Origin of the sequence: Chromobacterium sp. S0633, from assembly GCF_024158805.1 — a bacterium.
Lineage (GTDB): Bacteria > Pseudomonadota > Gammaproteobacteria > Burkholderiales > Chromobacteriaceae > Chromobacterium.
Map to the genome: position 1 here is coordinate 17,085 of NZ_JAMZGH010000050.1, position 23,853 is coordinate 40,937.

25 protein-coding genes are annotated in these 23,853 nt (G+C 67.1%); 17 read left to right on the forward strand and 8 right to left on the reverse strand.

Features of this window, described 5'->3' with window-relative positions; all coding sequences use genetic code 11:
* Nucleotides 1-105 precede the first annotated feature (105 nt).
* The 6 genes from NK214_RS21680 (at nucleotide 106) to NK214_RS21705 (ending at nucleotide 4,996) form a co-directional block, all read left to right on the forward strand.
* Nucleotides 106-1,125, forward strand: coding sequence for a low specificity L-threonine aldolase (locus NK214_RS21680; RefSeq protein WP_227104055.1), 1,020 nt, complete (start codon nucleotides 106-108; stop codon nucleotides 1,123-1,125).
* A 114-nt stretch (nucleotides 1,126-1,239) separates the two neighbouring features.
* The gene (locus NK214_RS21685) at nucleotides 1,240-2,433 is read left to right on the forward strand and encodes a serine hydrolase (RefSeq protein ID WP_227104053.1); all 1,194 of its coding nucleotides are present in this window, start codon (nucleotides 1,240-1,242) and stop codon (nucleotides 2,431-2,433) included.
* Nucleotides 2,434-2,528: 95 nt separating this feature from the next.
* Nucleotides 2,529-3,074: a GNAT family N-acetyltransferase gene (locus NK214_RS21690; RefSeq protein ID WP_253315489.1), complete on the forward strand. Its 546-nt coding sequence runs from the start codon at nucleotides 2,529-2,531 to the stop codon at nucleotides 3,072-3,074.
* Nucleotides 3,067-3,492, forward strand: a complete 426-nt coding sequence (locus NK214_RS21695) for a DUF2000 domain-containing protein (protein ID WP_107799763.1) — start codon at nucleotides 3,067-3,069, stop codon at nucleotides 3,490-3,492. The genes NK214_RS21690 and NK214_RS21695 overlap by 8 nt, the downstream gene beginning before the upstream one ends.
* An 11-nt stretch (nucleotides 3,493-3,503) precedes the next feature.
* Nucleotides 3,504-4,220 carry a transcriptional regulator gene (locus NK214_RS21700; RefSeq protein ID WP_253315490.1) on the forward strand — a complete coding sequence of 239 codons (717 nt, stop codon included), beginning with the start codon at nucleotides 3,504-3,506 and terminating at the stop codon, nucleotides 4,218-4,220.
* Nucleotides 4,217-4,996 (forward strand): PhzF family phenazine biosynthesis protein, encoded by a 780-nt coding sequence (locus NK214_RS21705; protein WP_253315491.1) that lies wholly within the window; start codon nucleotides 4,217-4,219, stop codon nucleotides 4,994-4,996. Before NK214_RS21700 ends, NK214_RS21705 begins: the two co-directional genes overlap by 4 nt.
* A gap of 181 nt (nucleotides 4,997-5,177) precedes the next feature.
* Here the strand turns inward: NK214_RS21705 and NK214_RS21710 are convergent, their stop codons facing one another.
* Both NK214_RS21710 and NK214_RS21715 read right to left on the reverse strand, forming a co-directional pair.
* Nucleotides 5,178-5,633 (reverse strand): protease inhibitor I42 family protein, encoded by a 456-nt coding sequence (locus tag NK214_RS21710; protein ID WP_227104045.1) that lies wholly within the window; start codon nucleotides 5,631-5,633, stop codon nucleotides 5,178-5,180.
* Nucleotides 5,634-5,835: 202 nt separating this feature from the next.
* Nucleotides 5,836-6,750 (reverse strand): LysR family transcriptional regulator, encoded by a 915-nt coding sequence (locus tag NK214_RS21715; protein WP_253315492.1) that lies wholly within the window; start codon nucleotides 6,748-6,750, stop codon nucleotides 5,836-5,838.
* Between the two features lie 418 nt (nucleotides 6,751-7,168).
* Between NK214_RS21715 and NK214_RS21720 the strand changes: the two genes are divergently transcribed.
* The 3 genes from NK214_RS21720 to NK214_RS21730 all read left to right on the forward strand — a co-directional run bounded on the left by NK214_RS21720 (nucleotide 7,169) and on the right by NK214_RS21730 (nucleotide 10,100).
* The gene (locus NK214_RS21720; RefSeq protein ID WP_253315493.1) at nucleotides 7,169-8,581 is read left to right on the forward strand and encodes an MFS transporter; all 1,413 of its coding nucleotides are present in this window, start codon (nucleotides 7,169-7,171) and stop codon (nucleotides 8,579-8,581) included.
* 79 nt (nucleotides 8,582-8,660) lie between these two features.
* Nucleotides 8,661-9,032: a VOC family protein gene (locus tag NK214_RS21725; RefSeq protein WP_107799757.1), complete on the forward strand. Its 372-nt coding sequence runs from the start codon at nucleotides 8,661-8,663 to the stop codon at nucleotides 9,030-9,032.
* A gap of 81 nt (nucleotides 9,033-9,113) precedes the next feature.
* Nucleotides 9,114-10,100, forward strand: a complete 987-nt coding sequence (locus tag NK214_RS21730; RefSeq protein ID WP_107799756.1) for a DUF1176 domain-containing protein — start codon at nucleotides 9,114-9,116, stop codon at nucleotides 10,098-10,100.
* A gap of 74 nt (nucleotides 10,101-10,174) precedes the next feature.
* Here the strand turns inward: NK214_RS21730 and NK214_RS21735 are convergent, their stop codons facing one another.
* Nucleotides 10,175-10,534 carry a VOC family protein gene (locus tag NK214_RS21735; RefSeq protein ID WP_107799755.1) on the reverse strand — a complete coding sequence of 120 codons (360 nt, stop codon included), beginning with the start codon at nucleotides 10,532-10,534 and terminating at the stop codon, nucleotides 10,175-10,177.
* A 68-nt stretch (nucleotides 10,535-10,602) separates the two neighbouring features.
* The gene (locus NK214_RS21740; protein ID WP_253315494.1) at nucleotides 10,603-11,187 is read right to left on the reverse strand and encodes a HutD family protein; all 585 of its coding nucleotides are present in this window, start codon (nucleotides 11,185-11,187) and stop codon (nucleotides 10,603-10,605) included.
* Between the two features lie 370 nt (nucleotides 11,188-11,557).
* On the opposite strand from NK214_RS21740, the gene NK214_RS21745 reads away from it, so the two are divergent.
* The 4 genes from NK214_RS21745 (at nucleotide 11,558) to NK214_RS21760 (ending at nucleotide 15,409) form a co-directional block, all read left to right on the forward strand.
* On the forward strand, nucleotides 11,558-13,273 hold the full coding sequence (locus tag NK214_RS21745) for an ABC-F family ATP-binding cassette domain-containing protein (RefSeq protein WP_253315495.1): 1,716 nt from the start codon (nucleotides 11,558-11,560) through the stop codon (nucleotides 13,271-13,273).
* Between the two features lie 153 nt (nucleotides 13,274-13,426).
* Complete coding sequence (locus tag NK214_RS21750; RefSeq protein WP_107799752.1) at nucleotides 13,427-13,729, forward strand: hypothetical protein; 303 nt, start codon at nucleotides 13,427-13,429, stop codon at nucleotides 13,727-13,729.
* Complete coding sequence (locus NK214_RS21755; protein WP_107799751.1) at nucleotides 13,722-14,627, forward strand: sensor histidine kinase; 906 nt, start codon at nucleotides 13,722-13,724, stop codon at nucleotides 14,625-14,627. The genes NK214_RS21750 and NK214_RS21755 overlap by 8 nt, the downstream gene beginning before the upstream one ends.
* 29 nt (nucleotides 14,628-14,656) lie before the next feature.
* A complete protein-coding gene (locus tag NK214_RS21760; RefSeq protein ID WP_253315496.1) occupies nucleotides 14,657-15,409 on the forward strand; it encodes a LytTR family DNA-binding domain-containing protein in 753 nt (250 codons plus the stop codon).
* An 11-nt stretch (nucleotides 15,410-15,420) separates the two neighbouring features.
* On the opposite strand, the gene NK214_RS21765 is transcribed toward NK214_RS21760, so the two are convergent.
* Complete coding sequence (locus NK214_RS21765; RefSeq protein WP_253315497.1) at nucleotides 15,421-16,221, reverse strand: ABC transporter substrate-binding protein; 801 nt, start codon at nucleotides 16,219-16,221, stop codon at nucleotides 15,421-15,423.
* A 119-nt stretch (nucleotides 16,222-16,340) separates the two neighbouring features.
* Here NK214_RS21765 and NK214_RS21770 point away from each other — a divergent pair, with 119 nt between their 5' ends.
* Nucleotides 16,341-16,850: a GNAT family N-acetyltransferase gene (locus NK214_RS21770; RefSeq protein WP_253315498.1), complete on the forward strand. Its 510-nt coding sequence runs from the start codon at nucleotides 16,341-16,343 to the stop codon at nucleotides 16,848-16,850.
* 42 nt (nucleotides 16,851-16,892) lie between these two features.
* Here NK214_RS21770 and NK214_RS21775 read toward each other — a convergent pair whose 3' ends face one another.
* Entirely contained in the window at nucleotides 16,893-17,654 is a 762-nt protein-coding gene (locus NK214_RS21775; protein ID WP_107799747.1) for an alpha/beta fold hydrolase, read from the reverse strand.
* Between the two features lie 79 nt (nucleotides 17,655-17,733).
* Nucleotides 17,734-18,669, reverse strand: coding sequence for a LysR family transcriptional regulator (locus NK214_RS21780; protein WP_253315499.1), 936 nt, complete (start codon nucleotides 18,667-18,669; stop codon nucleotides 17,734-17,736).
* A gap of 129 nt (nucleotides 18,670-18,798) precedes the next feature.
* Here NK214_RS21780 and NK214_RS21785 point away from each other — a divergent pair, with 129 nt between their 5' ends.
* The 3 genes from NK214_RS21785 to NK214_RS21795 all read left to right on the forward strand — a co-directional run bounded on the left by NK214_RS21785 (nucleotide 18,799) and on the right by NK214_RS21795 (nucleotide 22,256).
* A complete protein-coding gene (locus NK214_RS21785) occupies nucleotides 18,799-19,992 on the forward strand; it encodes an MFS transporter (protein ID WP_253315500.1) in 1,194 nt (397 codons plus the stop codon).
* 63 nt (nucleotides 19,993-20,055) lie between these two features.
* Nucleotides 20,056-20,856, forward strand: coding sequence for a 2,5-didehydrogluconate reductase DkgB (gene dkgB / locus NK214_RS21790; RefSeq protein WP_253315501.1), 801 nt, complete (start codon nucleotides 20,056-20,058; stop codon nucleotides 20,854-20,856).
* Between the two features lie 182 nt (nucleotides 20,857-21,038).
* Entirely contained in the window at nucleotides 21,039-22,256 is a 1,218-nt protein-coding gene (locus tag NK214_RS21795; protein WP_253315502.1) for a 6-phosphofructokinase, read from the forward strand.
* A 62-nt stretch (nucleotides 22,257-22,318) separates the two neighbouring features.
* On the opposite strand, the gene NK214_RS21800 is transcribed toward NK214_RS21795, so the two are convergent.
* Nucleotides 22,319-23,761 carry an MFS transporter gene (locus tag NK214_RS21800; protein ID WP_253315503.1) on the reverse strand — a complete coding sequence of 481 codons (1,443 nt, stop codon included), beginning with the start codon at nucleotides 23,759-23,761 and terminating at the stop codon, nucleotides 22,319-22,321.
* Between the last annotated feature and the right edge of the window lie 92 nt (nucleotides 23,762-23,853).

Here is a 23,853-nt window from a genome sequence, read left to right on the forward strand (position 1 = left end):
CCAATGGCGCGGACTGGACGACGGGCGTCGACGCGCGTGCTCGCCAGACGCTTTCCTTGCCGCCGCTTGCCATCCTCCAGCCGACGTTCACGAACGGAGCCAGACATGCCGGACATCATCGATTTGAGAAGCGACACCCTGACGCGGGTCAGCAAGAGCGACGTGGAGACGCTGGATTTCGCCAAGATCGGCGACGATTGCTACGGCGAAGACCGCTATGTGCGCGAGCTGGAAGCCTACTGCGCGGACTTGTTCGGCAAGGAAGCGGCCTTGTTCATGCCCTCTGGCACCATGAGCAATCAAGTGGGGTTGCGCTGCCTGGCCGGGCCCGGCGACGAGATCGTCACCGAGGTGGGCTACCACATCAATTTCTTCGAATCCTCCGCCGTCAGCGCCAATAGCGGTCTGGTGCTGAACCCCTACCACAGCGCGGACGGCATCCTCACCGCCGACGACGCGCGCCGGGCCATTCACGCCAAGGCGCGCTGGTCCAGCCTGTACGCGGAGCCCAAGGCGGTGGCGATAGAAAGCAGCATCAACACCTACGGCGGCATCGTCTATCCGGCGGCGGAAATGCTGCGCATGCGCGCGCTGTGCGACGAAATGGGGCTGAGCCTGTACCTGGACGGCGCGCGGGTGCTCAACGCTTGCAGCCATCTGGACCTGTCGCCGGCGCGTTACTTGGGGCCGGCGGACATGCTGAATTTCTGCTTCTCCAAGGGCGTGGGCGCGCCCTTCGGCTCCATCCTGGCCGGCCCGGCCCGCAAGATAGAGGCGGCCAAGGTCTTCCGCAAATGGTACGGCGGCTGCCTGCACCAATCCGGCCTGATGGCCGGCATCGCGCTGGACAAGATGCGGCGCTGGCAGCAGGTGACGCAGGAAGACAATGAAAAGGCCCGCATCCTGGGCGACAAATTGAGCGCGGCGGCGCGGCTGAAGTACCCGGTGGAGACCAATATGGTGTTCATCGAAGCGGCGGACGCCAAGGCCATGGTGGCCAGGCTGGCGGAGCGGGGCGTGCTGGCGCTGGCCTGGAAACCGGATCTGGTGCGCTTCATCAGCAGCAGCCTGGTGACGCGCGGGCAGGTGGAGCGGGCGGCGGACATCATACGCGCCAGCCTCTGAAGCGCCGGTCTCCCATTCCGGACAATTTCTCACGATAGCGCGGAGCGCCGCCCGCTTTTTCCCGGCGCGGCCGTCGCTTATCGTGGTGGCTGTTTTGAAGCCAAAGGAAGCGATATGTCGAATGTGGAATGCGGCGTGCGGCCCAGCCGTCTGGAAGCGGGCCTGGACGCGCGGGTGGACGCGGTGCTGGAACAGGCGCTGAGCGAGCGGCGGCTGGTGGGGGCGGTGGTGTTGGTGGCCAAGGACGGCGCGCCGGCCTACCGCCGCGCGGCCGGCTGGGCGGACCGGGAGGCCGGCTTGCCGATGCGGGAGGACGCGCTGTTTCGGCTCGCCTCCGTCAGCAAGCCCATTGTTTCCACGGCGGCGATGGCGCTGGCGGCGCGGCGGCGGCTGGACCTGGACGAAGACATCGCCCGCTGGTTGCCGGAATTCCGGGCGCGGCTGGCGGACGGCGCGCCGGCGCGGATCACGCCGCGGCAGCTGCTCAGCCATACCGCCGGCCTGGGCTATCGCTTTTTCGAGGAGGACGGCGACGGTCCCTACGCCCGCGCCGGAGTGTCCGACGGCATGGATGCCGACGGCCTCACCCTGACGGAGAATCTGCGCCGCATCGCCAGCGTGCCGCTGCTGTATACGCCGGGCCAGTCCTGGGGCTATTCGCTGGCCACCGATGTGCTGGGCGCGCTGGTGGAGCGGGTGGCGGACCAGCCGCTGCCGCAGGCGGTGCGCCGCTGGGTCACAGCGCCGCTGGGCATGGACGACACCGATTTTCACGCGCTGGAGCCGGGCCGCCTGGCCGCGGTCTACGTCAACGGCGAGGCCGAACCGTGGCGGATGGAGCAGCCGGCGATCGTGGCGCCGTTCGAAGGCACGGTGGGCATACGCTTTGCGCCGCAGCGGGCGCTGGACGCCGGCGCCTATCCGTCCGGCGGCGCCGGCATGGTGGGCAGCGCCGACGATTTCCTGCGCCTGCTGGAGGCGCTGCGCCAGGGCGGCGCGCCCTTGCTGCCGCCGGAGTGGGTGGAGGAGATGGCGCGCAATCACACCGGAGCGCAGGAACTGCCGGAAATGCCCGGCTTCGGTTTCGGCCTGGGTTTCTCAGTGCTGCGCGATCCGGCCGCCGCCGCCTCGCCGGAATCGCCCGGCACCTGGCGCTGGGGCGGCGCTTACGGCCACTCCTGGTTTGTGGACCGCGCGCGCGGCCTGAGCGTGGTGGCCTTCACCAATACCTTGTACGAAGGCATGTCCGGACGCTTCGTCGCCGATCTGCGCGACGCGGTCTATGGCGTGGCGCCCCTCTTGCAATAATTCAACTAAAAATGTAAATTTCAACAAATTGTTGAATTATGGCGGCCCAAGCCCGGCAAGATTCGAGCTTGGGCCGCTGGCGTGAAGGGGAAACGATGTTGCAATTGGAACGGCTGACGCTGCGCGAATTTCGCGCCGCGGATTTGCCCAATGTGTTTTACGGGCTGTCGCACCCGGAAGTGATCAAGCATTACGGCATCCATTACGCCAGCGAGGAGGACTGCCGCGCGCAGATGCGCTGGTTCGACGACATCCGCGCCGACGGCAGCGGCCTGTGGCTGGCGCTGGAAACGCGGGAGGATGAGCGCTTCCTGGGCGCGGTGGGCATCAGCTCCTGGTCGGAACAGCACCATTGCGCCGAACTGGGCTATTGGTTGCTGCCGGAACACTGGGGCCGCGGCTATATGCGGGAAGCCCTGCGCGGTTTCCTGAGGCTGGCCTATCGCCGCTTCCCGCTCAACCGCGTCTACGCGCAAGTGGAAGTGGACAATCTGGGCTCCGGCAAACTGTTGCGGAGCGTCGGCTTTACCCTGGAGGGCGTCAGCCGCGAGTGCGAATGGAAGGACGGCCGCTATCTGTCGCTGGCCAATTACGCCTTGTTGCGCGCGGAGCATGAGGCGGAGGACGGCGGCGATGAGTGAGGCGGAACGCAAATACGTGGCGGTGATCCACAAGCGGCTGGAGCCGGGCCGGGCGATGAATGTGCTGGGCCATCTGGCGCTGGCCCTGGCCTGCCGGCTGCGGCGCGCGGACGCGGCGGCAAACCACGTGGACTATGTGGACGCCGATGGCGGCGTGCACCCGGCGATCTCGGCCGATCCCTTCATCGTGCTGCGCGCGGACAACTCCGCCAAGCTGGAGCGGCTGCGCCAGGCCGCCGCCGAGGCCGGCGTGGTCTGCGTCGACTTCACCGACACCATGGGCGAGGGCGGCAGCGCCGAACAACTGCGCCGCACCGCGGCCACCCCGGCGGCCGCGCTGGAGTACTGGGGCGTGGCCTTGTGCGGCGACGAGGCGGCGTTGGGCGCGCTGACGCGCAAATTCAGTCTTTACCGTTGACGGGCGGCCGCATGGAAGACCCGAAACCGGCGACCGATCCGGCCCAGGCGGAAAAACAGGCGGTGCTGCGCGCCTTGAGCGCCGCGGTCAAATTGGTGGGGGCCATGGTGGACGCGCACACCGAGGTGGTGCTGCATGATCTGAGCCGGCCGGAGTGCTCCGTCGTCGCCATCGAGAACGGCCATGTGTCCGGCCGCCGTCTAGGGGACGCCATCCTGGGCGGCCCGGCCGGCGACCGCGGCTTCGCCGCCATCGAACAGGCGATGCGTCAGGGCGGCGCGGAACCGGCGCTGGTGTCCGGCTACCACACCCTGAGCCGCGACGGCCGGCGGCTGCTGTCCGCCAGCGCCGTCTTCAAGACCGCCGCCGGCGAACCCTTCGCCGCGCTGTGCCTGAACAGCGACCGCAGCCAGCTGGAAGCGGCGCTGGCCTGCCTGCAGGCGCTGGTGGGCCGCGCGCCGCCGCCGCCTCCGGCCGCGCCGGAGCCGCCGGCCATGGACGAGGCGATGCAGGACATCATCGCCCAGGCGCTGGAGCGCGGCGGCAAGCCGCTGGCGCGGATGAAAAAGGCGGACAAGAAACAGGCGGTGGCGCAGATGCTGGAGCAGGGCCTGTTCATCGTCAAAGGCGGGGTGGAGCGCGCGGCGGAGGCGCTGGGCGTCAGCCGTTACACCGTCTACAACTATCTGGACGAAATCCGCGGCGATGCGCGGGAGGACAAGGCATGAAGATTCCCATCTACCAGGTGGACGCGTTCTGCGACGCGGTGTTCCACGGCAATCCGGCGGCGGTGTGTCCCTTGCCGGCCTGGCTGCCGGACGCCGCGCTGCAAGCCATCGCCATGGAAAACAATCTGTCCGAGACCGCCTTCCTGGTGGCGGACGGCGAGCGGATGGCGCTGCGCTGGTTCACGCCCACCACCGAGGTGGATTTGTGTGGTCACGCCACGCTGGCCAGCGCCTGGGTCTTGTTCCATGAGCTGGACTGGCGCGGCGAACGCATCGTCTTCCAGACCCGCAGCGGCGAATTGACGGCGCGGCGCGACGGCGAGCGCATCGAACTGCGCTTCCCCGCGGTGACGCCGCGCCCCTGCGCCGAGCCGCCCGGCCTGCTGGCGGCGCTGGGCCTGGACGCCGGCCAGGTGCTGGCCGCCGACGACTACATCGTGGTGCTGGACGACGCGGCGCGGCTGGCGGCGCTGCGGCCGGACTTCCAGCGGCTGCGCGGCTTGCCCAAGCGCGGGGTGGCGGTGACCGCGCGCGGCGCGGACTGCGATTTCGTCAGCCGCTGGTTCGGCCCCGGCGTAGGCGTCGACGAAGACCCGGTCACCGGCTCGGCCCACTGCTGGCTGGCGCCGTACTGGGCCGGCGTACTGGGCAAGACCCGCTTGCAGGCGCGCCAGGGCGGCGCGCGGCGCGGCAGCCTGGAGTGCCGGCTGGAAGGCGCGGAAGTGGCTTTGCTGGGGCAGGCGCGGCTGTATCTGAGGGGCGAGATTTACGTTTAGAGCCGGTTCAATGTCTGCCGCGTTTTGTGAAGCGTTGCAGGTGGTCACAAACTCAAAATGCGCATATACCACGCGTACATTCCGCTTTTTCGCTCGTTTTCGCCTTGTCTCGCCTTAGCTCCCGAGATCGTAAACAGGTTCTGAGAGAATAGTGCCGATATGATCGCTCGGAACTATTCCGTTATTTAACAGTAACTTTTACCGTTATGACTTTTTTGGCGCCCTTGCTCCACTGTTGACCATACTCAAATCTTACTGTCCCGGTTCCTTTTTCTAATGCTTTAAATATATAGCTTGTAAACCCGCCACATCCAACTGGCGGCACGCCCTCATTGTTGACGACGCCGCATTTGTCAGATGGTTTGTGGCTGGAACTCAGAAACATCAATTCCGCAGGAAGTGTCCTTAAGCCCCAAGAGGCTCCTGTTGAGGGATTGTCAGGAAAGGTAATCGAAAAAATACGATCCAAGTTGACTTCAATATGGCCATTCCCTTCTTTAGGCAGGTCGTGATGTTGTTCAGGCACTGAATAATCGCCAATATTTAAATCATAATAGCCGAATGAATCTGATTTCATTTGAGCCCCTTTCTCAGAAGAAAAGCAAGTTGCCGGAATTAAGCAAAAAGATGTGACCATCAGTGTCTTATAAAAACTATGCATACTTTACCTCGCTGAATATGAGTGATCAGAAGTTGATTGGCTGCCTAATGGATTGGTAAGCGAGTCAGCGTTGAAGCGAGTCATGGAGTCGCCAGCTTACTGAAGCGCTTTAGAACCTGTTTACGATCTGCTGCGCGTCGGCGATACGCAGGTAAACAGGTTTTTAGAGCGGCGCGCTTCAAACGGTGGCCTCCGCCGCCAATTGTTCATCGCACACCGCCTTGACGCAGGCGCGCAGCCATTGCTGCGCCGGGTCCGCGTCCAGGCGCGGATGCCAGATCATGGAAATGGTGATCTCCACCACCGCCAGCGGCAGCGCGAAGCTGTGCAGGCCGGCGCGCAGATGGCCGGTATGGCGCTCGGGCACGGTGGCGATCAAATCGCTGGCGCGCGCCAGCGCCAGCGCGGCGGCGAAGCCGCCCACGGTGACCGCGACGTCGCGGCGTAGCCCCTGCGCGTTCAGCGCCTCGTCCACCGGCCCGACCAGCCCGCCGCGGCGGGCCACCAACACATGGCGGCCGGCGGCGTAGCGGGCGATGTCGACGGCGTCGGCCGCCAGCGGATGGCCGGCGCGCACCACGCCGACGAAGCGGTCGCGGAACAACATGCGTACCCGCAACTCCGGCCCGGCTTCGTGGCCCACCACGCCGGTGTCCAGATCCACCGCGCCGTCGCGCAGCGGCGCGTTGTCCTTGTCGCGCTTGGGCAGGAAATGCAGACGCACGCCCGGCGCCTCGCCTTGCAGCCGCGCCAGCAGCCGCGGGCCGAAGTTTTCGACGAAACCGTCGCTGCAGCGCAGGGTGAAGCTGCGTTGCAAGCGGTCCAGCCGCAGCGTTCCGGCCGGGCGCAGCGCGCTTTCCGCGTCCAGCACCAGCGCGTGCACCCGTTCGCGCAGTTCCAGCGCGCGCGGCGTCGGCGTCAGGCCGCGGCCGGCGCGCACCAGCAGCGGGTCGCCGGTGACCTCGCGCAAGCGCGCCAGCGCGCGGCTCATCGCCGAGGGGCTGAGCTGCAGACGGCGCGCGGCGCGGGCCACGCTGCCTTCGTTCAGCAGCGCGTCCAGGGTGATCAGCAGATTGAGATCGGGTATGGGCATGGCTTCGCCTTAAAGAGCCTATTCAATGTCTCGCGAGTAAGGGCAAGACGAAAACGGCTGAGAAAGCGGAATGTACACGTGGTAGATGAGCATTTCGAAGCCGTTTTCAACGCTCTTGTCTACAATCCCGCCGCAACGCAGCAGATGGTACACAGACTCATTAGAGCGGCTAACAAAATTCCTGATGCTGCGTTGCGCCGACTTGCCGTACTCAAGTACTGCCTGCGTCGGCGCGCCTTGCCTCAGTCGTGAAACTGATTTTTGTTAGCCACTCTTAGTACAGCGATACCTGGCGTCAAACGCAACTATTTAGTGTAAACCATGCGTCTTCCGCCTGCTGTGGCGGCGGCGTAGCCTGTATCGGGTCCGTGTCGACGGCCCCGGCGTTCGGGGCCGGATGCGGGCGGGAGCCGCCCTCATGTCTGTTTCTCCATCCTCTTCGTCCTCTTCCGCCGCCGCGCTGGCCGGCCTGGCGCTGTCTATCCTGCTGGCCTCGCTGGGCGCCAGCGTGGCCAACGTCGGCCTGCCGGCCTTGGCCGCGGCCTTTCGGATCAGCTTCCAGCAGGCGCAATGGGTGGTGCTGGCCTATCTGCTGCTGATCACGCTGGCCAGCGTCAACGCCGGCCGGCTGGGCGATCAGTTCGGCCGCCGGCGCGCCTTGCTGGCCGGCATCGCCTTGTTCGTCGCTGCCTCGGCCGGCTGCGGCGCGGCCGACGCCTTTTGGGCGCTGATCGCCGGACGCGCCTTGCAGGGCGTAGGCGCGGCCTTGATGCTGGCCCTGGGCATGGCTTTTGTCGCGGACATCGCCCCGCAGGGCGAAGTGGGGCGGGCGATGGGGCTGTTGGGGGCCATGTCCGCCGTCGGCACCGCGCTGGGCCCGTCGCTGGGCGGCGCGCTGATCGCGGGCTTCGGCTGGCGCGCGATGTTCTGGCCGATGTTGCCGCTGGGCGCGCTGGCTTTCGGCCTGATCTGGCGCAGCGTGCCGGCGCCAAGCGGCCCCGCCGCCGAGCGCGTCGGTTTCGACCTCGCCGGCAGCGGCTGGCTGGCGCTGACCCTGGCCGCCTACGCGCTGGGCTTGACCCTGAAGCCCGATCACGCCCAGGGGGGCTTCGGCGCGCTCAACGCCGTCTTGTTGCTGACGGCCGTCGTCGGCGGCCGCGCCTTCTTGCGGGCCGAGTCCAAGGCCGCCTCGCCCTTGCTGAACCTGGCTCTGCTAAGAGACCCGGCGCTGGCCGCCGGTCTGCTCGGCAACGCCCTGGTGTCCACGGTGATGATGGCCACCCTGGTGGTGGGGCCGTTCTATCTGGCGCGGGGGCTGGGCCTGGACGCCGCCGGCGTCGGCCTGGCGATGTCGCTGGGGCCGCTGGTGGCGGCCTTGAGCGGCGTGCCGGCCGGGCGGATGGTGGACCGTTGCGGCGCGGACGCTTCGGCGCGCTCCGGTCTGGCGGGCATAGGCGCGGGCGCGCTGGCGCTGGCCTTGCTGCCGGCCAGCCTGGGCCTGGCCGGCTATCTGTTGCCGCTGAGCCTGATCACCGCCGCCTACGCCTTGTTCCAGGCCGCCAACAACACTCAGGCGCTGACCGGCGCCGCGGCGCGGCAGCGCGGCCTGGTGTCCGGCCTGCTCAGTCTGTCGCGCAACCTGGGCTTGATCACCGGCGCGTCCTTGATGGGCGCGGTGTTCGCCGCGGCCAGCGGAGCCGCGGACATCGCCGCCGCCGCGCCGCAGCAAGTGGCCGCCGGCGCGCGCGCCGCTTTTGGGCTGGCGGCGGCGCTGATGCTGCTGGCGCTGTTGGCGTCGGCGCATGGGCGCAGAAAAGCCGCGCTCTGCTGACGCCATGCTGTCAGCAGGGGGCAGGCAGACTGGTTCTTTTCCACGGCGCAAGCCGCATTCCAGTGAAAAGGAGCAAGTCATGACCTTGACCCCCCAAGCCAATCTGCAATTGCTGTATGTGACGGATATCCAGCGCTCCGCCGCGCTGTACCGCCGTTTGTTCGCCGCCGATCCGGTATTCGTCAGCCCGCGTTACGTCGCCTTCAGCGCCGGCGGCGAGGCGCTGTTCGCCTTGTGGAGCGGCGGGGACGCGCCGCATGCCGATGTCCCGAGATTCGTCGAAGCCGGTATCATGCTGGCATCCGGCGAGGCGGTGGACCAGCTCTATCAGGCCTGGCGGAACGATCCCGATCTGCGCATCGCGCAGCCGCCGAGCACCGAGGTCTTCGGCCGCACTTTCCTGATGCTGGACCCGGACGGGCATCGGCTGCGGGTGTGCCAGCGGGACTGAGCGTTTGCGTCATGCCTGCTGCGCTTTGGCGGTCTGGCCTCGCCGCTGCGCGGCCGGCATGGAATACAACGAAGGGTAATCATGCGAATACACATCATGGCCGCCTTGGCGGCGCTGAGTCTGCCCGCCGCGGCATGGGCCAAGACGGAGTCGTACAAGGACTGGGCGGTGGCCTGCGACAACACCCGCCATTGCGAAGCCAACGGCACCCAGGCCGCGGACGGCGACAATCCGGTCAGCCTCTTGCTCAAGCGCGACGGCGGCCCCAATGCGCCGCTGACCGGGGAGTTGATCGCGGCGGACGCCGACGACGGCAAGGCGGGGCCGCTGACGCTGCGGCTGGGCGATTTCAAACTGAGCGGCTTGAAAACGGAGCAGAGCTTGAGCGCCGGGCAGATGGCGCAGCTGCTGCCGCGCATGCTCAACGCGGACGCGATCAGCCTAGGCGACGGCAAGCTGCAATGGACGCTGTCGCTGGCCGGCCTCAAGGCCGCCTTGCTGAAGATGGACGAGGTCCAGGGCCGTCTGGGCACGCCCGGCGCGCTGGTAAAAAAGGGCGCGAAGCCGGAAGCCTCGGTGCCGCCGGCCTTGCCGACGCCTTTGCTGAAACCGGTGGCGGCGGCGGCCCGGCCCGGCGACGCCGCGCTGGCGGCGCCCATTCTCAAAGCGGTGCGCGAGCGCGGCTGCTGGGAGGATATGCCGGATGCGGAGAACCCGACGATAGACGTCCACCGCTTGAGCGCCGACAAGGTGCTGGTGCTGCGCGAATGCGGCCGCGGCGCTTATCAGGGCGGCTTCAGCGTGTGGATAGCCAACGATAAGCCGCCGTATCGGCCGGCGCTGGCCAAGCTGGCCGACGGCGACGCCGCCTATTTGATGAACGCCGAATTCAATCAGGGCGTGCTCAGCAGCTACGCCAAGGGGCGGGGCATAGGCGATTGCAACGTCAGCAGCGCCTGGGCCTGGACCGGCGGCCGCTTCGAACTGATGCACGCCGCCGAGGCGCCGCAGTGCCGCGGCATTCCCGGCGGCGTGTCGCTGCGCAGCTGGGTGACGCGGCAGAAATAAGCGGGCTCGGTCCGCCCGCGCTCCGTGGCGGGGGCGGACCGAGATCCCGTCGTTGGCGTGGCGCCGGTCTTTGCTTATGTCGACGCGGACGCGGCGGCTTCGGGCTGATGCAAGCCAAAGCTCAGGCCGCCGGGCGCATGGCATTGAGCGAATTTGCCGAAGCCCGGCTCCTCCGCGATGCCGCCGTCGATTTGGCCGCCCAAGGCCCGCACGCGCTCCACGGCGGCCGTGAGGTCCGGCACCTGGAAGAAGAGATCGATCCGGGGCGCGGCATCCCCCCCGTGCAGGCCGGCTTTAATCGATCCGGCCTGAAACCAGCCGCCGCCGTCCGTGCCCATCGGATGGAAGCTCCAGCCGAACAGTTCGGCGAAGAAGGCGCCGACAGGGGCCGCGTCTCCGGCGCCGATCTCGATATAGGAAACAGGTGATGCCATGGGAATCTCCTTTTGTGGTGAAAAAGCCTTTTGGCCTATTTCAACGGCCTAAACGATTATAGGCCGGATCAGGCCGGATCGACGGCTTCCAGTTCCACTCGCCACAGCGACAGCGGTCGCGCGGCTTGCAGCCGCAGCGTTTCGCCGCGCCGGGCGACGGCGGCGTCCCAGGCCGCCAGCGGCTGCGGCCGGCCGTCATGCCACAGCCGCGCGCCGTCCTCCAGCGCCAGCAGCAGGGTCAGCTCGGCGTCGGCGCGTAATTCCAGCGCGCCGTCCAGCGTCAGCCTGCCCAAGCGCGAGCGGTAGCGGCCGCGCCGCGTCATCACGTTGAAATCGGTCAGCGGGCCGTCCAGCAGCCGGCTTTGCGCCGGGGTTTCGCCGGCGAAGGCCAGCGGCTCGCCGCCCGGCGTCAGCCGCAGACGGCCGCGGCCGTCCAGTTCCAACTCCAGCCCCGCGCCTTGCAGGATCAGCAACTGCCGGTCCACGCCGTCGAAGCGCGAGAACGGCCCGTCGCTGGCCACGCTGGCCAGGCTGATGCGGTAGTCGAAATCGTCCAGGCCGGCCCCGGCCGGGGAGATCAGCAATTGCCGGGTGCTGCCGCCGCCGTTTTTCCACGGGCTGGGCGGGCAGTCTTGCAGGCGGATGAGCGTCATGGCGGGCCTTTGAGTGATTGCGGGGTGGAAAGGGCGCTCCAGTCTAGCAGGAGCGCGCCGCCGGCGTCGCCGGACGCGGGCGGGACTGGAATAGGCGGCCGCGCTTGGTTTACACTTCGGGTTTCCATCACCTTGAATAAAAAAGAAAGGAGGTAAATATGCTTCAATTTGCGCGCCCAGAAATGTCGGTTCGCTTGTTTAGCGCATTTGCCGGCTCTTGCCCGAGTTCCATCGCGCTGCGATAACCGGGTCGGAGCAAAGCCACTCTTCACTTCGAGTTTCACTCGCCGAGTCTTTCCCGACTCCCATGTTGTCGCCAGCGCTCCTGTTGACAGGGACTGCCACGTCCCGAAAAAACGAGAGCAAGAGCATGACAACCCTGATTTCCGCGCAATCCCTGCAACTGGACGCCGGCCACGGCCCGCTGTTCCAGGACCTTTCCTTTACCGTAAAACTGGGCGACCGCATCGGCCTGCTGGGCCATAACGGCTGCGGCAAGAGCAGCTTGCTGGACGTGCTGGCCGGCCAGCGCGAAGCCAATGCCGGCGCGGTGCAATACGCCGGCCTGTGCCGGCTGCAATACGTAGAGCAACACCTGCCGGCGAGGCTGGCGGGCTTAAGCGCGCGCTCGGCGCTGCTGGAGGCGGTGGACCGTCAGCCGGAGCAGCGCTGGAAGGTGGACAGCCTGCTGGACGAACTGGAATTGTCGGCCGCGGCCGACACCCCGGCGGCCAGTCTCAGCGGTGGCCAGCACACCCGGCTGCTGCTGGGGCGCGCGGTGCTGCGCCAGCCCAATCTGCTGCTGCTGGACGAGCCCAGCAACCACTTGGACCTGCCGTCGCTGCTGTGGCTGGAAGACTTTCTGCGCCGCTGGCAGGGCGGCTTCATCCTGGTGTCCCACGACGCGCGGCTATTGGACGCGGTGACTTCGCACAGCTGGATCCTGCGGGACCAGCGCCTGTACCGCTTCGAGCTGCCGTGCAGTCAGGCGCGGGCCGCGCTGGCGGAGGCGGACGACGCCGCGCGCGCGCGCCGCGCCGGCGAGCAGAAGGAGATAGACCGCCTGAACGCCAGCAGCAAGCGGCTGGCGATCTGGGGCCGCGAGCACGACAACGAAAAGCTGGTGCGCAAGGCCAAGTCCATGCAGAAGCGGGTGGACCGGCTGAAGGAGGAGCAAGCCTTCGTCAGCCGCGGCAGTCCGTGGCGCTTGCGGCTGCAAGGCCAAGCGCTGGCGGCGGACCGCTTGCAGGCTTTCGAGGGCTTGCAGGTGAGCGCCGCGCCCGGCTTGCCGGCCTTGTTCGAGGCCGACGAGCTGAGCCTGCGCAGCGGCGACAAAGTGGCCTTGCTGGGCGCCAACGGCGCGGGCAAGTCCTCCTTGCTGCGCCAGTGCTGGCAGGACTGGCTGCAAGGCGAGGCCGGCGCGGGCTGGCGGCCGCATCCGGCGGCGCGCGTCGCGTATTACGATCAGTCGCTGCGCCGGCTGGACGACGCGGCCGCGCTGTCGGACGCGCTGTACCCCTTCGCGCCGCTGAGCGAGGCGGAGCGGCGGCAGGCGCTGATTTCCGCCGGTTTCGCCTATGCGCGCCACGGACAGACCGTGGCCACTCTCAGCGGCGGAGAGCGCGCGCGGCTGCTGTTCCTGGCGCTGTCGCTGGCCAGCTACCACCTGCTGTGGCTGGACGAGCCGACCAACCACCTGGATCTGGACGGCAAGCGGGAACTGGCGGAGGCGCTGGCGGACTTTGCCGGCGGCTTCCTGCTGGTGTCGCACGACCGCGAGTTGATAGAGCAATCGTGCAACCGCTTCTGGGTGGTCAGCGAGGGCCGGCTGCGCGAGTGGCCGGACGCCGCCGGCGCCTACGCCCAGCTGTTCACCCCGCAGGCCGTCGCGGCCGTGGCCGATCAGCCGACGGCGTCCGGCGACGCGTCCGTTCCCAAGGGCGCGGAGCGGCAGCTGGAGCGCCTGTATCAACTGGAGGCCTTGCTGAACGCGGATCTGGCGCGCAAGCCCAAGCATCAGAAGCCGCAATTGCAGCGTGAATGGCGGCGGGAGATGGGGGCGCTGGAACGGGAACTGGGCTTGTAACGCGAAGGGCGGCGTTAAAAACGCCGCCCGTTCGTCGCGTGTTTCGCCGCTTCATCCATCGCCTTGCGCGTTTCGTCGCAAGCCGCTGTCGGCCGCGTTTGGCGCTGGCTACAGTGAGCAGCGTCAACCACAACGCATTGCAAGGAGCTGAACATGGATCGGGAAAAACACGCGGAAGCCCTGGACGGACTGAACGGCGTCAAGCACAAAATCGCCATTTACTGGCGGCTTTATGTAGACTGGCTGGCCGGCCTCGGCTGGGGGCGGCTGGCCTTGGTCTCGCTGCTGGCCTTGATTTTGAGCGGCGTGCTGGCCTTGAGCGGCGCCGTGGTTTTTTTGATACTGATGTCCTTCCTGGTCAAGGCCTGCGTCGCGCCGAAGCCGTCGAGGCCGGCGGCGCTGACGCAGGGGACCGAGGAAGAAATGAAGCAAGACCGGGGGGCGTATCATGGATAGGCAAAAACATGCGGAGGCGCTGGCGGGCATTGAACTCGTCAGCCACAAGGCTTCCATCTACTGGTGGCTGTTTTTCGACTGGCTGGCCGCCGTCGGCTGGGGCCGGCTGCTGCTGATCTGCTTTCTGGGCCTGATCCTGGGCGGCATCATCGGGATTCCCGCGCTGGCCTTCTTCCTGGGCGTGACCGTCTGCATCGTCAAGATCGTGGCCAGAGGCAAGCGCCGGGCGGAGCAGCGCGCCGACGCGGCGGTGGTGCGCAGCCGGCAGGCGGAGGAGCTGGCCGAGGTGGAGGCGCTGCAACGCCAGCTGGCGGAAGCGCGGATGGGAGCGCTGCAGGCGCAGATCGAGCCGCACTTCCTGTTCAACACCCTGTCCTCGGTGTGCCAGTTGATGGAAACCGCGCCGGAGCGCGCCTTGCTGATGCAAAAGGCGCTGATCCGCTATCTGCGCTCCTCGCTGCCGGAGTGGCGGGAGTCCCCGGCGGAAACCAGCCTGGGCCAGCAGCTGGAATTGTCGCGCGCCTATCTGGACATCATGCAGCTGCGGATGGAAGACCGGCTGCGGGTGCGGCTGGAGGTGCCGGAGTCGCTGCTGGACGCGCGTTTTCCGGTGATGATGCTGCAAACCCTGGTGGAAAACGCGATCAAACACGGCCTGGAGCCCAAGGCAGAAGGCGGCGAGATTCTCATCGACGCCAAGGTGCTGGCCGGCGAGCTTAGGGTGGCGGTCAGCGACAGCGGCGTCGGCTTCCCGGAGCAGCCGGGGCAGGGCCTGGGCCTGAGCAATATCCGCGAGCGTCTGGCCATGTTGCACGGCGAGCGCGCGCAGCTGTTGCTGGAGGTGTTGCCGACAGGCGGCACCCGCGCCACCATAGGCCTGCCGTTCGCCTTGGTGTGAGCGGCCCGCTTGTAAAGAGGACAGCGTTAATGAGCAAATTGAGCGCGGTGATCGCCGACGACGAGCGCCTGATGCGCGAGCAACTGCGCATGGCCCTGCAACGGGTGTGGCCGGAGTTGAGGATAGTGGCCGAGGCCCGCGACGGCGCCGAAGCGGTGGAGTTGGTCCGCGAGCATAGGCCGGACCTGGCTTTTCTGGACATCACCATGCCGGTGCAGAACGGCATCGCCGCGGCGATGGAGATAGACGGCCTGTGCCCGGTGGTGTTCGTCACCGCTTACGACCAATACGCGATCAAGGCCTTTGAAGAAGGCGCGGTGGATTATCTGCTCAAGCCGGTGGAGGACGAGCGGCTGTTGCGCACGCGCCAGCGCTGGGAGCAGCGGCAGCTGGCGCTGCCGACGCACTGGCAGGCCTCCTTGCAGCAGCTGAGCCGTCAACTGGCGCGTCCGGACTATCTGCGTTGGATCAAGGCCTCGGTGGGCAATAGCCTGCGCATGATCAGCACCGGCGAAGTGCTGTTTTTTCAATCCGATGAAAAATACACCCGGGTGCAGACCGCCGGCTGCGAAGCCTTGATCCGCATGCCGATCAAGGAACTGTTGCAGGCGCTGGACCCGGACGAATTCTGGCAGATCCACCGCTCCACCCTGGTGCGGGTGGACGCCATCGAACAGATCAAGCGCGATGACGGCCAGCGCGGCCTCATGCTGCAATTGCGCGGCTATCCGGAACCGCTGGAAGTCAGCCGCAGCTATGCCCATCTCTTCCAGCGCATGTAAGCCGGGAGGCTTCAAGGTTTTGCCGTAGAGACTGGCTGATCGTAAGCCCCATCCTCGAAATCCCGCTCCATCCGCCGGTATTGGGCGCTGTTTTTAAGCCGGACCAGGCCTTCGTTGAAGCGGTCCAGCAGCCACTGGCTTTGCGGCTGCGCCCGGCTCAGCATCAGGCGGTACTCATTGCGTTCCCACACCTTGGGCGCGTAGACGATGGCGGCGCGCTGCTCCGGCGTGAAGCGCCGGCGCAGCAAGGATTGTCCCACCGATTTGACCAGGGGGAAAAAATCGATGCGCTCCGCCAGCAACTGCCGCATGCCGCTTTCTATGTCCTGGGTGCTGTCGTTGCGAATATGGCCGGCGCGCACCGCCTCGCCCCATACCCCCAGTTTGGAACCGTTGGGCGTGGCCATGCGCAAGCCGTACAAATCCGGCATCTCCGTCGGAGAAAGCGGGCGTTTGGCCAAGTGAAATGCCACCTCCTCATCCACCACCACCGGCAGGCTGAACAGCGCGAATCGCTCGCGCTCCGGCGTGATCGACCACACCACCGATCCCGCGATCTCGCCGCCGCGCACCATGGCCTCGGCCCGGGCCCAGGGGAAATGCCGGTAGCGCACCGTGATCCCGGCCAGGCGGAAGGCTTCGCTGACAATGTGGGAGGCATAGCCCTGCTGCGGCAGCTTGGCGGATAGATAGGGCGGCCACTCCCCGCTGGCCAGCACCACCTCCCGCGCCGGCGGCGGCGCGGCGGCGAGGCAGGGCGGGGGGAGAACGGCGCAGCAGATCAGCGCCAGGCGCATCGGGGACCAAACCATGGCAGCGTCCGATAGGGTTTGTTCCAGACTAGCAGGTTTGCCGCGCCGCGCTCCGGCATGAAAACTGCTTGTCCCGACTTGTGGCCGCGGTCCGCGCGCGGCGTTCAAGGGGAAAAAAGATGAGCACGATCAGAATGACGCCGGCGCTGGCGGCCCGGGATTACTCGCGCCTGAGCGCCTTATTGGCCGACTGCGTGACCGGCGGCGCGTCGGTGGGCTTCCTCGCGCCCTTGCCTGAGGCCGAGGCCGCCGCTTACTGGGCGCAGGTGGACGCGCTGCTGGGCGCCGGCCTGCAATTATGGCTGGCGGAAGAGGGCGAGGAACTGCTGGGCTGCGTGCAACTGGCGCCTTGCCAGCGCGGCAACGGCCGCCACCGCGCCGAGGTGCAGAAGCTCTTGGTGCATTCCGCCCGCCGCGGCCGCGGCGTGGCGCGCCAATTGATGGCGGCGCTGGAGGATCATGCACACAAACAGGGCATTCGCCTGCTGGTGCTGGACACCGAGGCCGGTTCCGGCGCGGAGGACGTCTACCGCAAACTGGGCTGGAGCAAGAGCGGGGAGATTCCGGATTACGCCGCCTGTCCGGATGGACGCCTGCATCCCACCGCCTATTACTTCAAGCGCTTGTGAGGCGTCGTGGCTTGTTGGCCAACGCCATCATGGGGCGGGCGTTTAGCTTGAGGCGATAGCCGTCAGCGCGTCGCGCACCGCGGAGACGACCCGTTCCGGTTCCGAGAATTGCGGAAAATGGCCGCTGCGGGCGGCGATGACGTGGCGGCCGCGCGGCGACAGCGCCGCCAGCCGGCGCTGGCCCTCGGCGCGCGCGTCCAGCACCGCCTTGGAGGTGAGCCAGGACAAGCCCGGCGCGCCGCCGCTGATCACAAACAGAGGGATGTCGGGGAAGGGCGGCGCTTCGGCGATCTGTTCCGCGCTGCGGCGCAGGTGGCCGGTCTCGTTCAGGGTGTCCCGGTCCTGAGCCAGATCCAGCGCCCGGCGCAGCAACTGGCCCAGCCGGCCTTGCCGCGCGTCCAGCGCGCTGATGTCCTCCGGCGCGGCGGCGTCCAGCAGCACCACGGCGGCCACTTCGCCGGCGTAGCTGCGGGCGAACAGATTGGCGATCAGGCCGCCCAAGGCGTGGGCCACCAGCACATAGGGCGGGGCCAGGTCCGCCTTGAACAGCAGCGCGCGCAGGGTTTCCATCATCGCGGCGCCGGTCTGCGCCTCGCGGGCGTTGCCGCTGTTGCCTATGCCGCAGCGGTTGTAGGCGAACACGCCGCTGAGCGTTTCCAGCGCCGGCAGCACTTTGTACCAGCCCTCCATCGGCGTGCCGGCGTCGTTGATCAGCACGATGGGAGGCGCGGCGGCGCCGACGGCGATGTACTCCATGGCGACGCCGTCGATGGCGACGATGAGCTTGGGGGGCAGGGTGGTCATGGCGCAAGCGGGCGGCGGCCGCCGTAAGGGATCTATCTTATTGTTTTTGTAAGTGAAAAATTAATTCAGTTCCTGAACTTCATGAAGGACGCTGATTTTTTTCCATCGTCGTCGGCTGTCCCAGCCTCTGGCCCAGCTCCGCGGCCAGATAATCCACCCAGGCGCCGACGCGCGGCGCCAGCGCGCCCTGTTTGTAGAACACCGCCCAGATAGTCTGGCTCCACGGCAGGCTGACGGCGTCCAGCACCGGCAACAAGCGGCCGCTTTGCAGATCTTCGGCGGTGAGCAGGTCGTTGAGACAGGCGATGCCGGCGCCGTGCAAGGCCAGGTGCAACAGGGTTTCGCCGCTGGAGGCGGTCAGCGCGGGCTGAATGGCCAGCCCGTTGCCGCCGCGGTGGCGCAGCGGCCATTGATTGAGGGTGTCCGGCGCGGTGAAGCCCAGCAGCCGGTGCCGCGCCAGCGCGTCGGCGCTGTCCGGCGCGCCGCGGCGGCTCAGATAGTCCGGCGAGGCCACCAGGCGGATGCGGCTGTCGCCCAGGCGGCGGGCGCTGAGGCTGGAGTCCGCCAGCGCGCCCATGCCGACGCGAATGGCGACGTCGGCCCGCTCTTCTATCAGATCGACGATGCCTTCCGCGCCCGTCAACTCCAGGCGCACCTGCGGGTAGCGTTCCAGAAAGCCGGCGGTCAGCGGCGCGATCAGGCGGGTGAGGATGGGGGTGGCGGCGTTGACGCGCAGCAGGCCGCTGGGCTGGGCCAGGCTGGCGGCCAACTGAGCCTCGGTGTCCTGCAGCTCGGCCAGGATGCGGCGCGCGCGTTCCAGCAGCCAGCGGCCTTCCGCGGTCAGGTCCAGCCGGCGGGTGGTGCGGGTGATCAGCGCCACGCCCAGCTGTTTTTCCAGCCGGCTGACGCTGCGGCTGATGCCGGACGGGGTCTGGCCCAGACGCTCCGCGGCGGCGGAGAAGGAGCCTGCGTCTATGACTGAGACAAACGCAATCAGCGCTTCCATGGGTAGCATTGTTGATTCCTGAGCAAAAGTTTTTGTCAGTGAAGCGGATTTTTCCGCGGCTGGCAAGCGTGGAGAATGCGGCCTTATTCGTTTGCCCGCCGCGGCGGGCCCGACTCGGCTTTTCTTTGGGAGAACATCATGCCGCTTGCCCTATGGGCGCTGACCTTGAGCGCCTTCGCCATTGGCACCACCGAATTCGTCATCGTGGGCCTGATTCCCACCATCGCTTCCAGCCTGGGAGTGTCGCTGCCGTCCGCCGGCCTATTGGTCAGCCTTTATGCCTTGGGCGTGGCGGTGGGCGCGCCGCTGTTGACCGCGCTGACCGGCCGCGTGCCGCGCAAGCCCTTGTTGCTGGGGCTGATGGCCTTGTTCACCCTGGGCAATCTGGTGGCCTGGCAGGCGCCGGGCTACCAGGCGCTGATGGCGGCGCGGGTGCTGACCGGCCTGGCGCACGGGGTGTTCTTTTCCATCGGCTCCACCATCGCCACCGGCCTGGTGAGCAAGGACAAGGCGGCCAGCGCCATCGCGCTGATGTTCAGCGGCCTGACGGTGGCGCTGGTGAGCGGGGTGCCGCTGGGCACCTTCATCGGCCAGACCCTGGGTTGGCAAGCCACTTTTCTGGCGGTATCCATGCTGGGGGTGCTGGCCTTCATCGGCAGCCTGCTGCTGGTGCCCAAGGACATTCCCCAGCCGCCGCCGGCCTCGCTGGCCGCACAGCTGGCGGTGCTGAAACGGCCGCGGCTATTGCTGGTGTACGCGATGACGGCCTTGGGCTACGGCGGTTCTTTCATCGCCTTCACCTATCTGGCGCCCATTCTGGAGCAGGTCAGCGGTTTCGCGCCGTCGCGGGTGGGGCTGGTGATGCTGGTGTACGGCGTGTCGGTGGCGGCGGGCAATATCTGGGGCGGCCGGCTGGCGGACCGCAAGGGGCCGGTGCGCGCCTTGCAGATCATCTTCGCCTTGCTGGCGCTGGTGCTGCTGGCGCTGAGCTTCACCGCGCCGTCGCCGGTGTGGGTGCTGGTCACGGTGCTGGCCTGGGGCGCGGTGGCTTTCGGCAATGTGGCCGGCCTGCAGCTCTATGTGGTGCGGCAGGCGGAACGCGACGCGCCGCAGGCGGTGAACGTGGCTTCCGGCCTGAACATCGCCGCCTTCAATGTGGGCATCGCCGGCGGCGCCTGGGCCGGCGGCTGGGTGGTGGCGGAGCTGGGCCTGCTGGCCACGCCGTGGATAGGCGCGCTGGTGGTGTTGGCTGCCTTGGCCCTGACCACCTGGTCCGGCGCGCTGGACCGCCGCGCGGCGCGGACGCCGGCAATGTGTTCGCAGGCGGCTTGACCGCCGGAGCAGGACAATGGAAATAAAGCGCCGCAGGGCGCGCAATTGAAAGGACGTTTCATCATGGATATGCCAAAAATAGGTTTGGGCACCTTCCGTCTGCAAGGGCAACAAGTGGTGGATTCGGTATTGACTGGGTTGGAGCTGGGCTACCGCCACATCGACACCGCGCAGATTTACGGCAACGAGGCCGAGGTGGGGCAGGCGCTGCGCCAGAGCGGCTTGCCGCGCGAGCAAGTGTTTCTGACCACCAAGATCTGGACCGAGAACCTGGGGCGGGAAAAATTGGCGGACAGCCTGCGCCGCAGCCTGGACTTGCTGGGCGTGGAGCAGGTGGACATGACGCTGATCCATTGGCCGTCGCCCGGCGACGCGCTGCCGGTGGCGGAATATATGGAAGCGCTGGCCCTGGCCAAGCAGCAGGGGCTGACGCGGCGGATAGGCGTGTCCAATTTCACCATCGCCCATCTGCGCCGGGCGCTGGCCGCGGTGGGGCCGGGGGAGATCGCCAGCCAGCAGGTGGAAGTGCATCCCTTCCTGCAGAACCGCAAGCTGCTGGATTTTTGCCGAGAGCAGGGGGTGCCGGTCACCGCCTATATGCCGCTGGCTTACGGCAAGGTGATGGACGAGCCGCTATTGCGCGAAATCGCCGCGCGGCATCGGGCCAGCCCGGCGCAGCTGGCCTTGGCCTGGTTGTTGCGCCAGGGGCTGGCCGTGATTCCATCGTCCACCCGGCGCGCCAATCTGGCCGCCAATCTGCAGGCGGAGACGCTGAGTTTGAGCGAGGCCGATATGGACGCCATCGCCGGCCTGGAGCGCGGCGAGCGGCTGGCCGATCCGGAGTTCAGCCCGCGCTGGGATTAGGAGGGCCAAGGCCGCCTGTAGCGCGGCGGCAACTTGCGCGCGGATTTGCCGCCGGTCAAGGAAATGGGGAATGGCGGCGCTGTCCGGCTTGAGGCGGCTTTCCGGCCAGTGGTATGTTTGTGGTATTCCCGGCCCGGCCGCGCGCCGCGCCGTTTGATTCTCCATTTCTCCAGGTGGCGATGATGTCCAAACCCCGTGCCATATATTTGCAGTCGGGCGGTCCGACTGCGGTGTTGAACGCTTCCGCGCAGGGCGCGATAGAAACCGCGCGCCAGCGCGGCCTGTCGATGTACGGCGCTTTCGACGGTCTGGCCGGCCTGCTGGAGGACCGCTTGTGCAATACCGACGCGGTATCGGACGAGGCCATCGCCCAACTGGCCTTCATGCCCGGCGGCAGCTTCGGCGTCAGCCGGCGCATGATAGGCAGCTTCGCCGAGGCCGGCGACGACTGGCGGCGGCTGCGCGAAGTGTTGGCCCGGCACGACATCCATTATCTGCTGGTCAATGGCGGCAACGGCTCGCTGGGCTGCGCCGAGCGTCTGGCGGAGTTCGAGCGCCACATGGGCTATCCGCTCAAGGTGGTGGGCGTTCCCAAGACCATAGACAACGATCTGGTGGGCACCGACAACAGCCCCGGCTACGGCTCCTCCGCCAAATTCCTGGCCAGCGCGATGCGCGAGGTGGGGCTGGACATGACCAGCATGGGCTGGGGCCGGGTCTTCATCATGGAAACCATGGGCCGCCATACCGGCTGGCTGGCGGCGGCCTGCGCCGCGGCGGCGCGCAATGAGCGCGAAGCGCCGCATTTGCTGCTGCTGCCGGAAGTGGCTTTCGACGCCGAGTGTTTCCTCGCCGCGGTGGACGACAGGCTGGCGCGCTTCGGCCAGTGCGCGATCGCGGTGGCAGAGGGCATTACCGACGCCGACGGCCGCTTCGTCGCCGAGGCCAAGAAATCCGAAGTCTACGGCCATGAGCAACTGGGCGGCGCTGGCCACTGGATCGCCCAGCTGCTGCTGCGCGAGCGCGGCATTTCCGCGCATGTGGCGCAGGTGGATTATCTGCAGCGTGCCGGCGGCCATTTGGGGTCCAGCATGGATGTGCGCCAGGCCTACATCATGGGCGAGCGGGCGGTGGAGTGGCTGCTGGCCGGCAAGAGCGGCGTGATGGCCGGCATCAAGCGCATCCAGAACCATCCCTACTGCTGGGACGTGGTGGAGGTGCCGTTGGCGGTGGTGGGCGATCAGGAGAAGCGGCTGCCGCCGGAATTCATCGGCGCCGACGGCTTCAGCGTGACGCCGGCCTTCCTCGACTATGTGCGTCCCTTGATGGAGGGCGAGCGGATTCCGCCGTTCAAGGATGGATTGCCGGATTATCGGCCCATCGCCTGGCCTAAGGTGTGAGGCTATGCAATCCAGGACGAAACCCGGCGGAGCCGGGTTTTTTGTCGGCGACGCGAAGCGGCTCAGCCCGCGGCGCGCGGTGTCCGCGTCAGCATCAAGAGCAGAGCGCTGATCAGCAGCGCCGCAGCCAGGTTGTAGCTCATTCCCGCCACGAAAGCCGCTGCGTACCGCGCGGCGTTTGCCGCCGCGCCATCGCCGCCAGCCAGCGCCGCGCGGAACAGGATGCCAACCACGGCCACGCCCAACGCCGCGCCCAGTTGTTGCACGGTGGAGACGACGCCGGAGGCCATGCCGGCCTGGGCTTTATCGACGAAGCCCAGCACCAGGTTCAGCAAGGGAGTCATGATCAAGCCCTGGCCAACGCCAACCGCGATCAGTGCCGGCACCAGCTGGATCGGTTGCAGCTCGGCGCCAGCGACATGCACTTGGGCGATCAGCAGTCCGATAGAGGCGGCGTAGAGCAGTGATCCGGTGACGATGGCGGTGACGCCTTGGCGCGCGACCCAGCGCGGCGCGGCCAGCGACGCCGCGACGAAGCCGACGCTGGCGGGTGCGAAGATGCTGCCGGCGCTGAAAGGGTCCAGTCCCAGTCCAGATTGAGTCAGCAGCGCAAAGCACAGGAAGAAGGAACTGGATGTGGAATAGATCAGCAGCACCAGCAATATGCCTAGAGCGAAGCGGCGCTGACCCAGCAAACGCATATCCACCAAGGGCGACAGGCCGGCCGTGCGCCGTCGTTCCTGCTGTTGTCGGAACCGCGCCAGCACGACCAGCGCCACGGCGGGCATCCATAGGCTCCAGGCCGGCCAATGCTGCTCCGGCCCTTCGATCAAGGGCACCAGCAACAGCGTCAGCCCAACGCTGACCAAGATCATGCCAGGCCAATCCAGCTGTGCTGGCTGGGGGGAGCGGGACTCCGGAATGCAGCGCGCGGCGGCGACGGCGAACAGGCCTATGGGTACATTGATCAGGAAAATGCTGCGCCAGCCTTGTCCGAACAGGTCGGACTGTAGCAGCCAGCCGCCGAGCACTTGGCCCGCGATCGCGGCCAGCCCCAGGGTCATGCCAAGCAGGCCGAAAGCGCGACGACTGTCGTCGCCGTCGAAATTGACGCGGATAGAGGCGTAAACCTGCGGGAACAATAAGGCGGCCGCCAGGCCTTGCAGTACTCGGGCGCAGACAAGGAAGCCGGCGTCGGGGGCCAGTCCGCATAGTGCCGATGCCGCGGTGAATCCGGCCATGCCGATGATGAACAGGCGGCGGCGTCCAAACAGATCGCCCAGGCGGCCACCGGTGATCAGCAGCGCGCCGAAGGCCAGCTCGTAACCGGCGATGATGAAGCTGATCTGAGCGAAGCTGGCGCCCAGTCCTGCTTGCAGGCTGGGGATGGCCACATTGACCACGAATAGATCGAAAATGATGACGAAGCCCGCTAGCAGTAAAACGGACAGGCCCAGCCAGGGAGCGGTGCCGGCGGTGCGAGGTAGAGAGGGATTGGAGCGCATGTGCATTCGATTCAGGGAAGTAGGACGGCCATTCTCACGCGGTTTTTAAAGGGTTACAATTTGACCATTTATGCTGTTACTAATGGTGATGG

What these genes read in the sequence shown, in the direction of transcription:
- NK214_RS21775 (WP_107799747.1), bottom strand. Translation starts at nt 17,654, where the DNA reads ATGACCACCCTGCCCCCCAAGCTCATCGTCGCCATCGACGGCGTCGCC.
- NK214_RS21765 (WP_253315497.1), bottom strand. Translation starts at nt 16,221, where the DNA reads ATGGTTTGGTCCCCGATGCGCCTGGCGCTGATCTGCTGCGCCGTTCTC.
- NK214_RS21710 (WP_227104045.1), bottom strand. Translation starts at nt 5,633, where the DNA reads ATGGTCACATCTTTTTGCTTAATTCCGGCAACTTGCTTTTCTTCTGAG.
- NK214_RS21780 (WP_253315499.1), bottom strand. Translation starts at nt 18,669, where the DNA reads ATGCTACCCATGGAAGCGCTGATTGCGTTTGTCTCAGTCATAGACGCA.
- NK214_RS21730 (WP_107799756.1), top strand. Translation starts at nt 9,114, where the DNA reads ATGCGAATACACATCATGGCCGCCTTGGCGGCGCTGAGTCTGCCCGCC.
- NK214_RS21680 (WP_227104055.1), top strand. Translation starts at nt 106, where the DNA reads ATGCCGGACATCATCGATTTGAGAAGCGACACCCTGACGCGGGTCAGC.
- NK214_RS21770 (WP_253315498.1), top strand. Translation starts at nt 16,341, where the DNA reads ATGAGCACGATCAGAATGACGCCGGCGCTGGCGGCCCGGGATTACTCG.
- NK214_RS21760 (WP_253315496.1), top strand. Translation starts at nt 14,657, where the DNA reads ATGAGCAAATTGAGCGCGGTGATCGCCGACGACGAGCGCCTGATGCGC.
- NK214_RS21750 (WP_107799752.1), top strand. Translation starts at nt 13,427, where the DNA reads ATGGATCGGGAAAAACACGCGGAAGCCCTGGACGGACTGAACGGCGTC.
- NK214_RS21755 (WP_107799751.1), top strand. Translation starts at nt 13,722, where the DNA reads ATGGATAGGCAAAAACATGCGGAGGCGCTGGCGGGCATTGAACTCGTC.
- NK214_RS21705 (WP_253315491.1), top strand. Translation starts at nt 4,217, where the DNA reads ATGAAGATTCCCATCTACCAGGTGGACGCGTTCTGCGACGCGGTGTTC.
- NK214_RS21740 (WP_253315494.1), bottom strand. Translation starts at nt 11,187, where the DNA reads ATGACGCTCATCCGCCTGCAAGACTGCCCGCCCAGCCCGTGGAAAAAC.
- NK214_RS21785 (WP_253315500.1), top strand. Translation starts at nt 18,799, where the DNA reads ATGCCGCTTGCCCTATGGGCGCTGACCTTGAGCGCCTTCGCCATTGGC.
- NK214_RS21745 (WP_253315495.1), top strand. Translation starts at nt 11,558, where the DNA reads ATGACAACCCTGATTTCCGCGCAATCCCTGCAACTGGACGCCGGCCAC.
- NK214_RS21695 (WP_107799763.1), top strand. Translation starts at nt 3,067, where the DNA reads ATGAGTGAGGCGGAACGCAAATACGTGGCGGTGATCCACAAGCGGCTG.
- NK214_RS21735 (WP_107799755.1), bottom strand. Translation starts at nt 10,534, where the DNA reads ATGGCATCACCTGTTTCCTATATCGAGATCGGCGCCGGAGACGCGGCC.
- NK214_RS21700 (WP_253315490.1), top strand. Translation starts at nt 3,504, where the DNA reads ATGGAAGACCCGAAACCGGCGACCGATCCGGCCCAGGCGGAAAAACAG.
- NK214_RS21685 (WP_227104053.1), top strand. Translation starts at nt 1,240, where the DNA reads ATGTCGAATGTGGAATGCGGCGTGCGGCCCAGCCGTCTGGAAGCGGGC.
- dkgB (WP_253315501.1), top strand. Translation starts at nt 20,056, where the DNA reads ATGGATATGCCAAAAATAGGTTTGGGCACCTTCCGTCTGCAAGGGCAA.
- NK214_RS21690 (WP_253315489.1), top strand. Translation starts at nt 2,529, where the DNA reads ATGTTGCAATTGGAACGGCTGACGCTGCGCGAATTTCGCGCCGCGGAT.
- NK214_RS21715 (WP_253315492.1), bottom strand. Translation starts at nt 6,750, where the DNA reads ATGCCCATACCCGATCTCAATCTGCTGATCACCCTGGACGCGCTGCTG.
- NK214_RS21720 (WP_253315493.1), top strand. Translation starts at nt 7,169, where the DNA reads ATGTCTGTTTCTCCATCCTCTTCGTCCTCTTCCGCCGCCGCGCTGGCC.
- NK214_RS21725 (WP_107799757.1), top strand. Translation starts at nt 8,661, where the DNA reads ATGACCTTGACCCCCCAAGCCAATCTGCAATTGCTGTATGTGACGGAT.
- NK214_RS21800 (WP_253315503.1), bottom strand. Translation starts at nt 23,761, where the DNA reads ATGCGCTCCAATCCCTCTCTACCTCGCACCGCCGGCACCGCTCCCTGG.
- NK214_RS21795 (WP_253315502.1), top strand. Translation starts at nt 21,039, where the DNA reads ATGTCCAAACCCCGTGCCATATATTTGCAGTCGGGCGGTCCGACTGCG.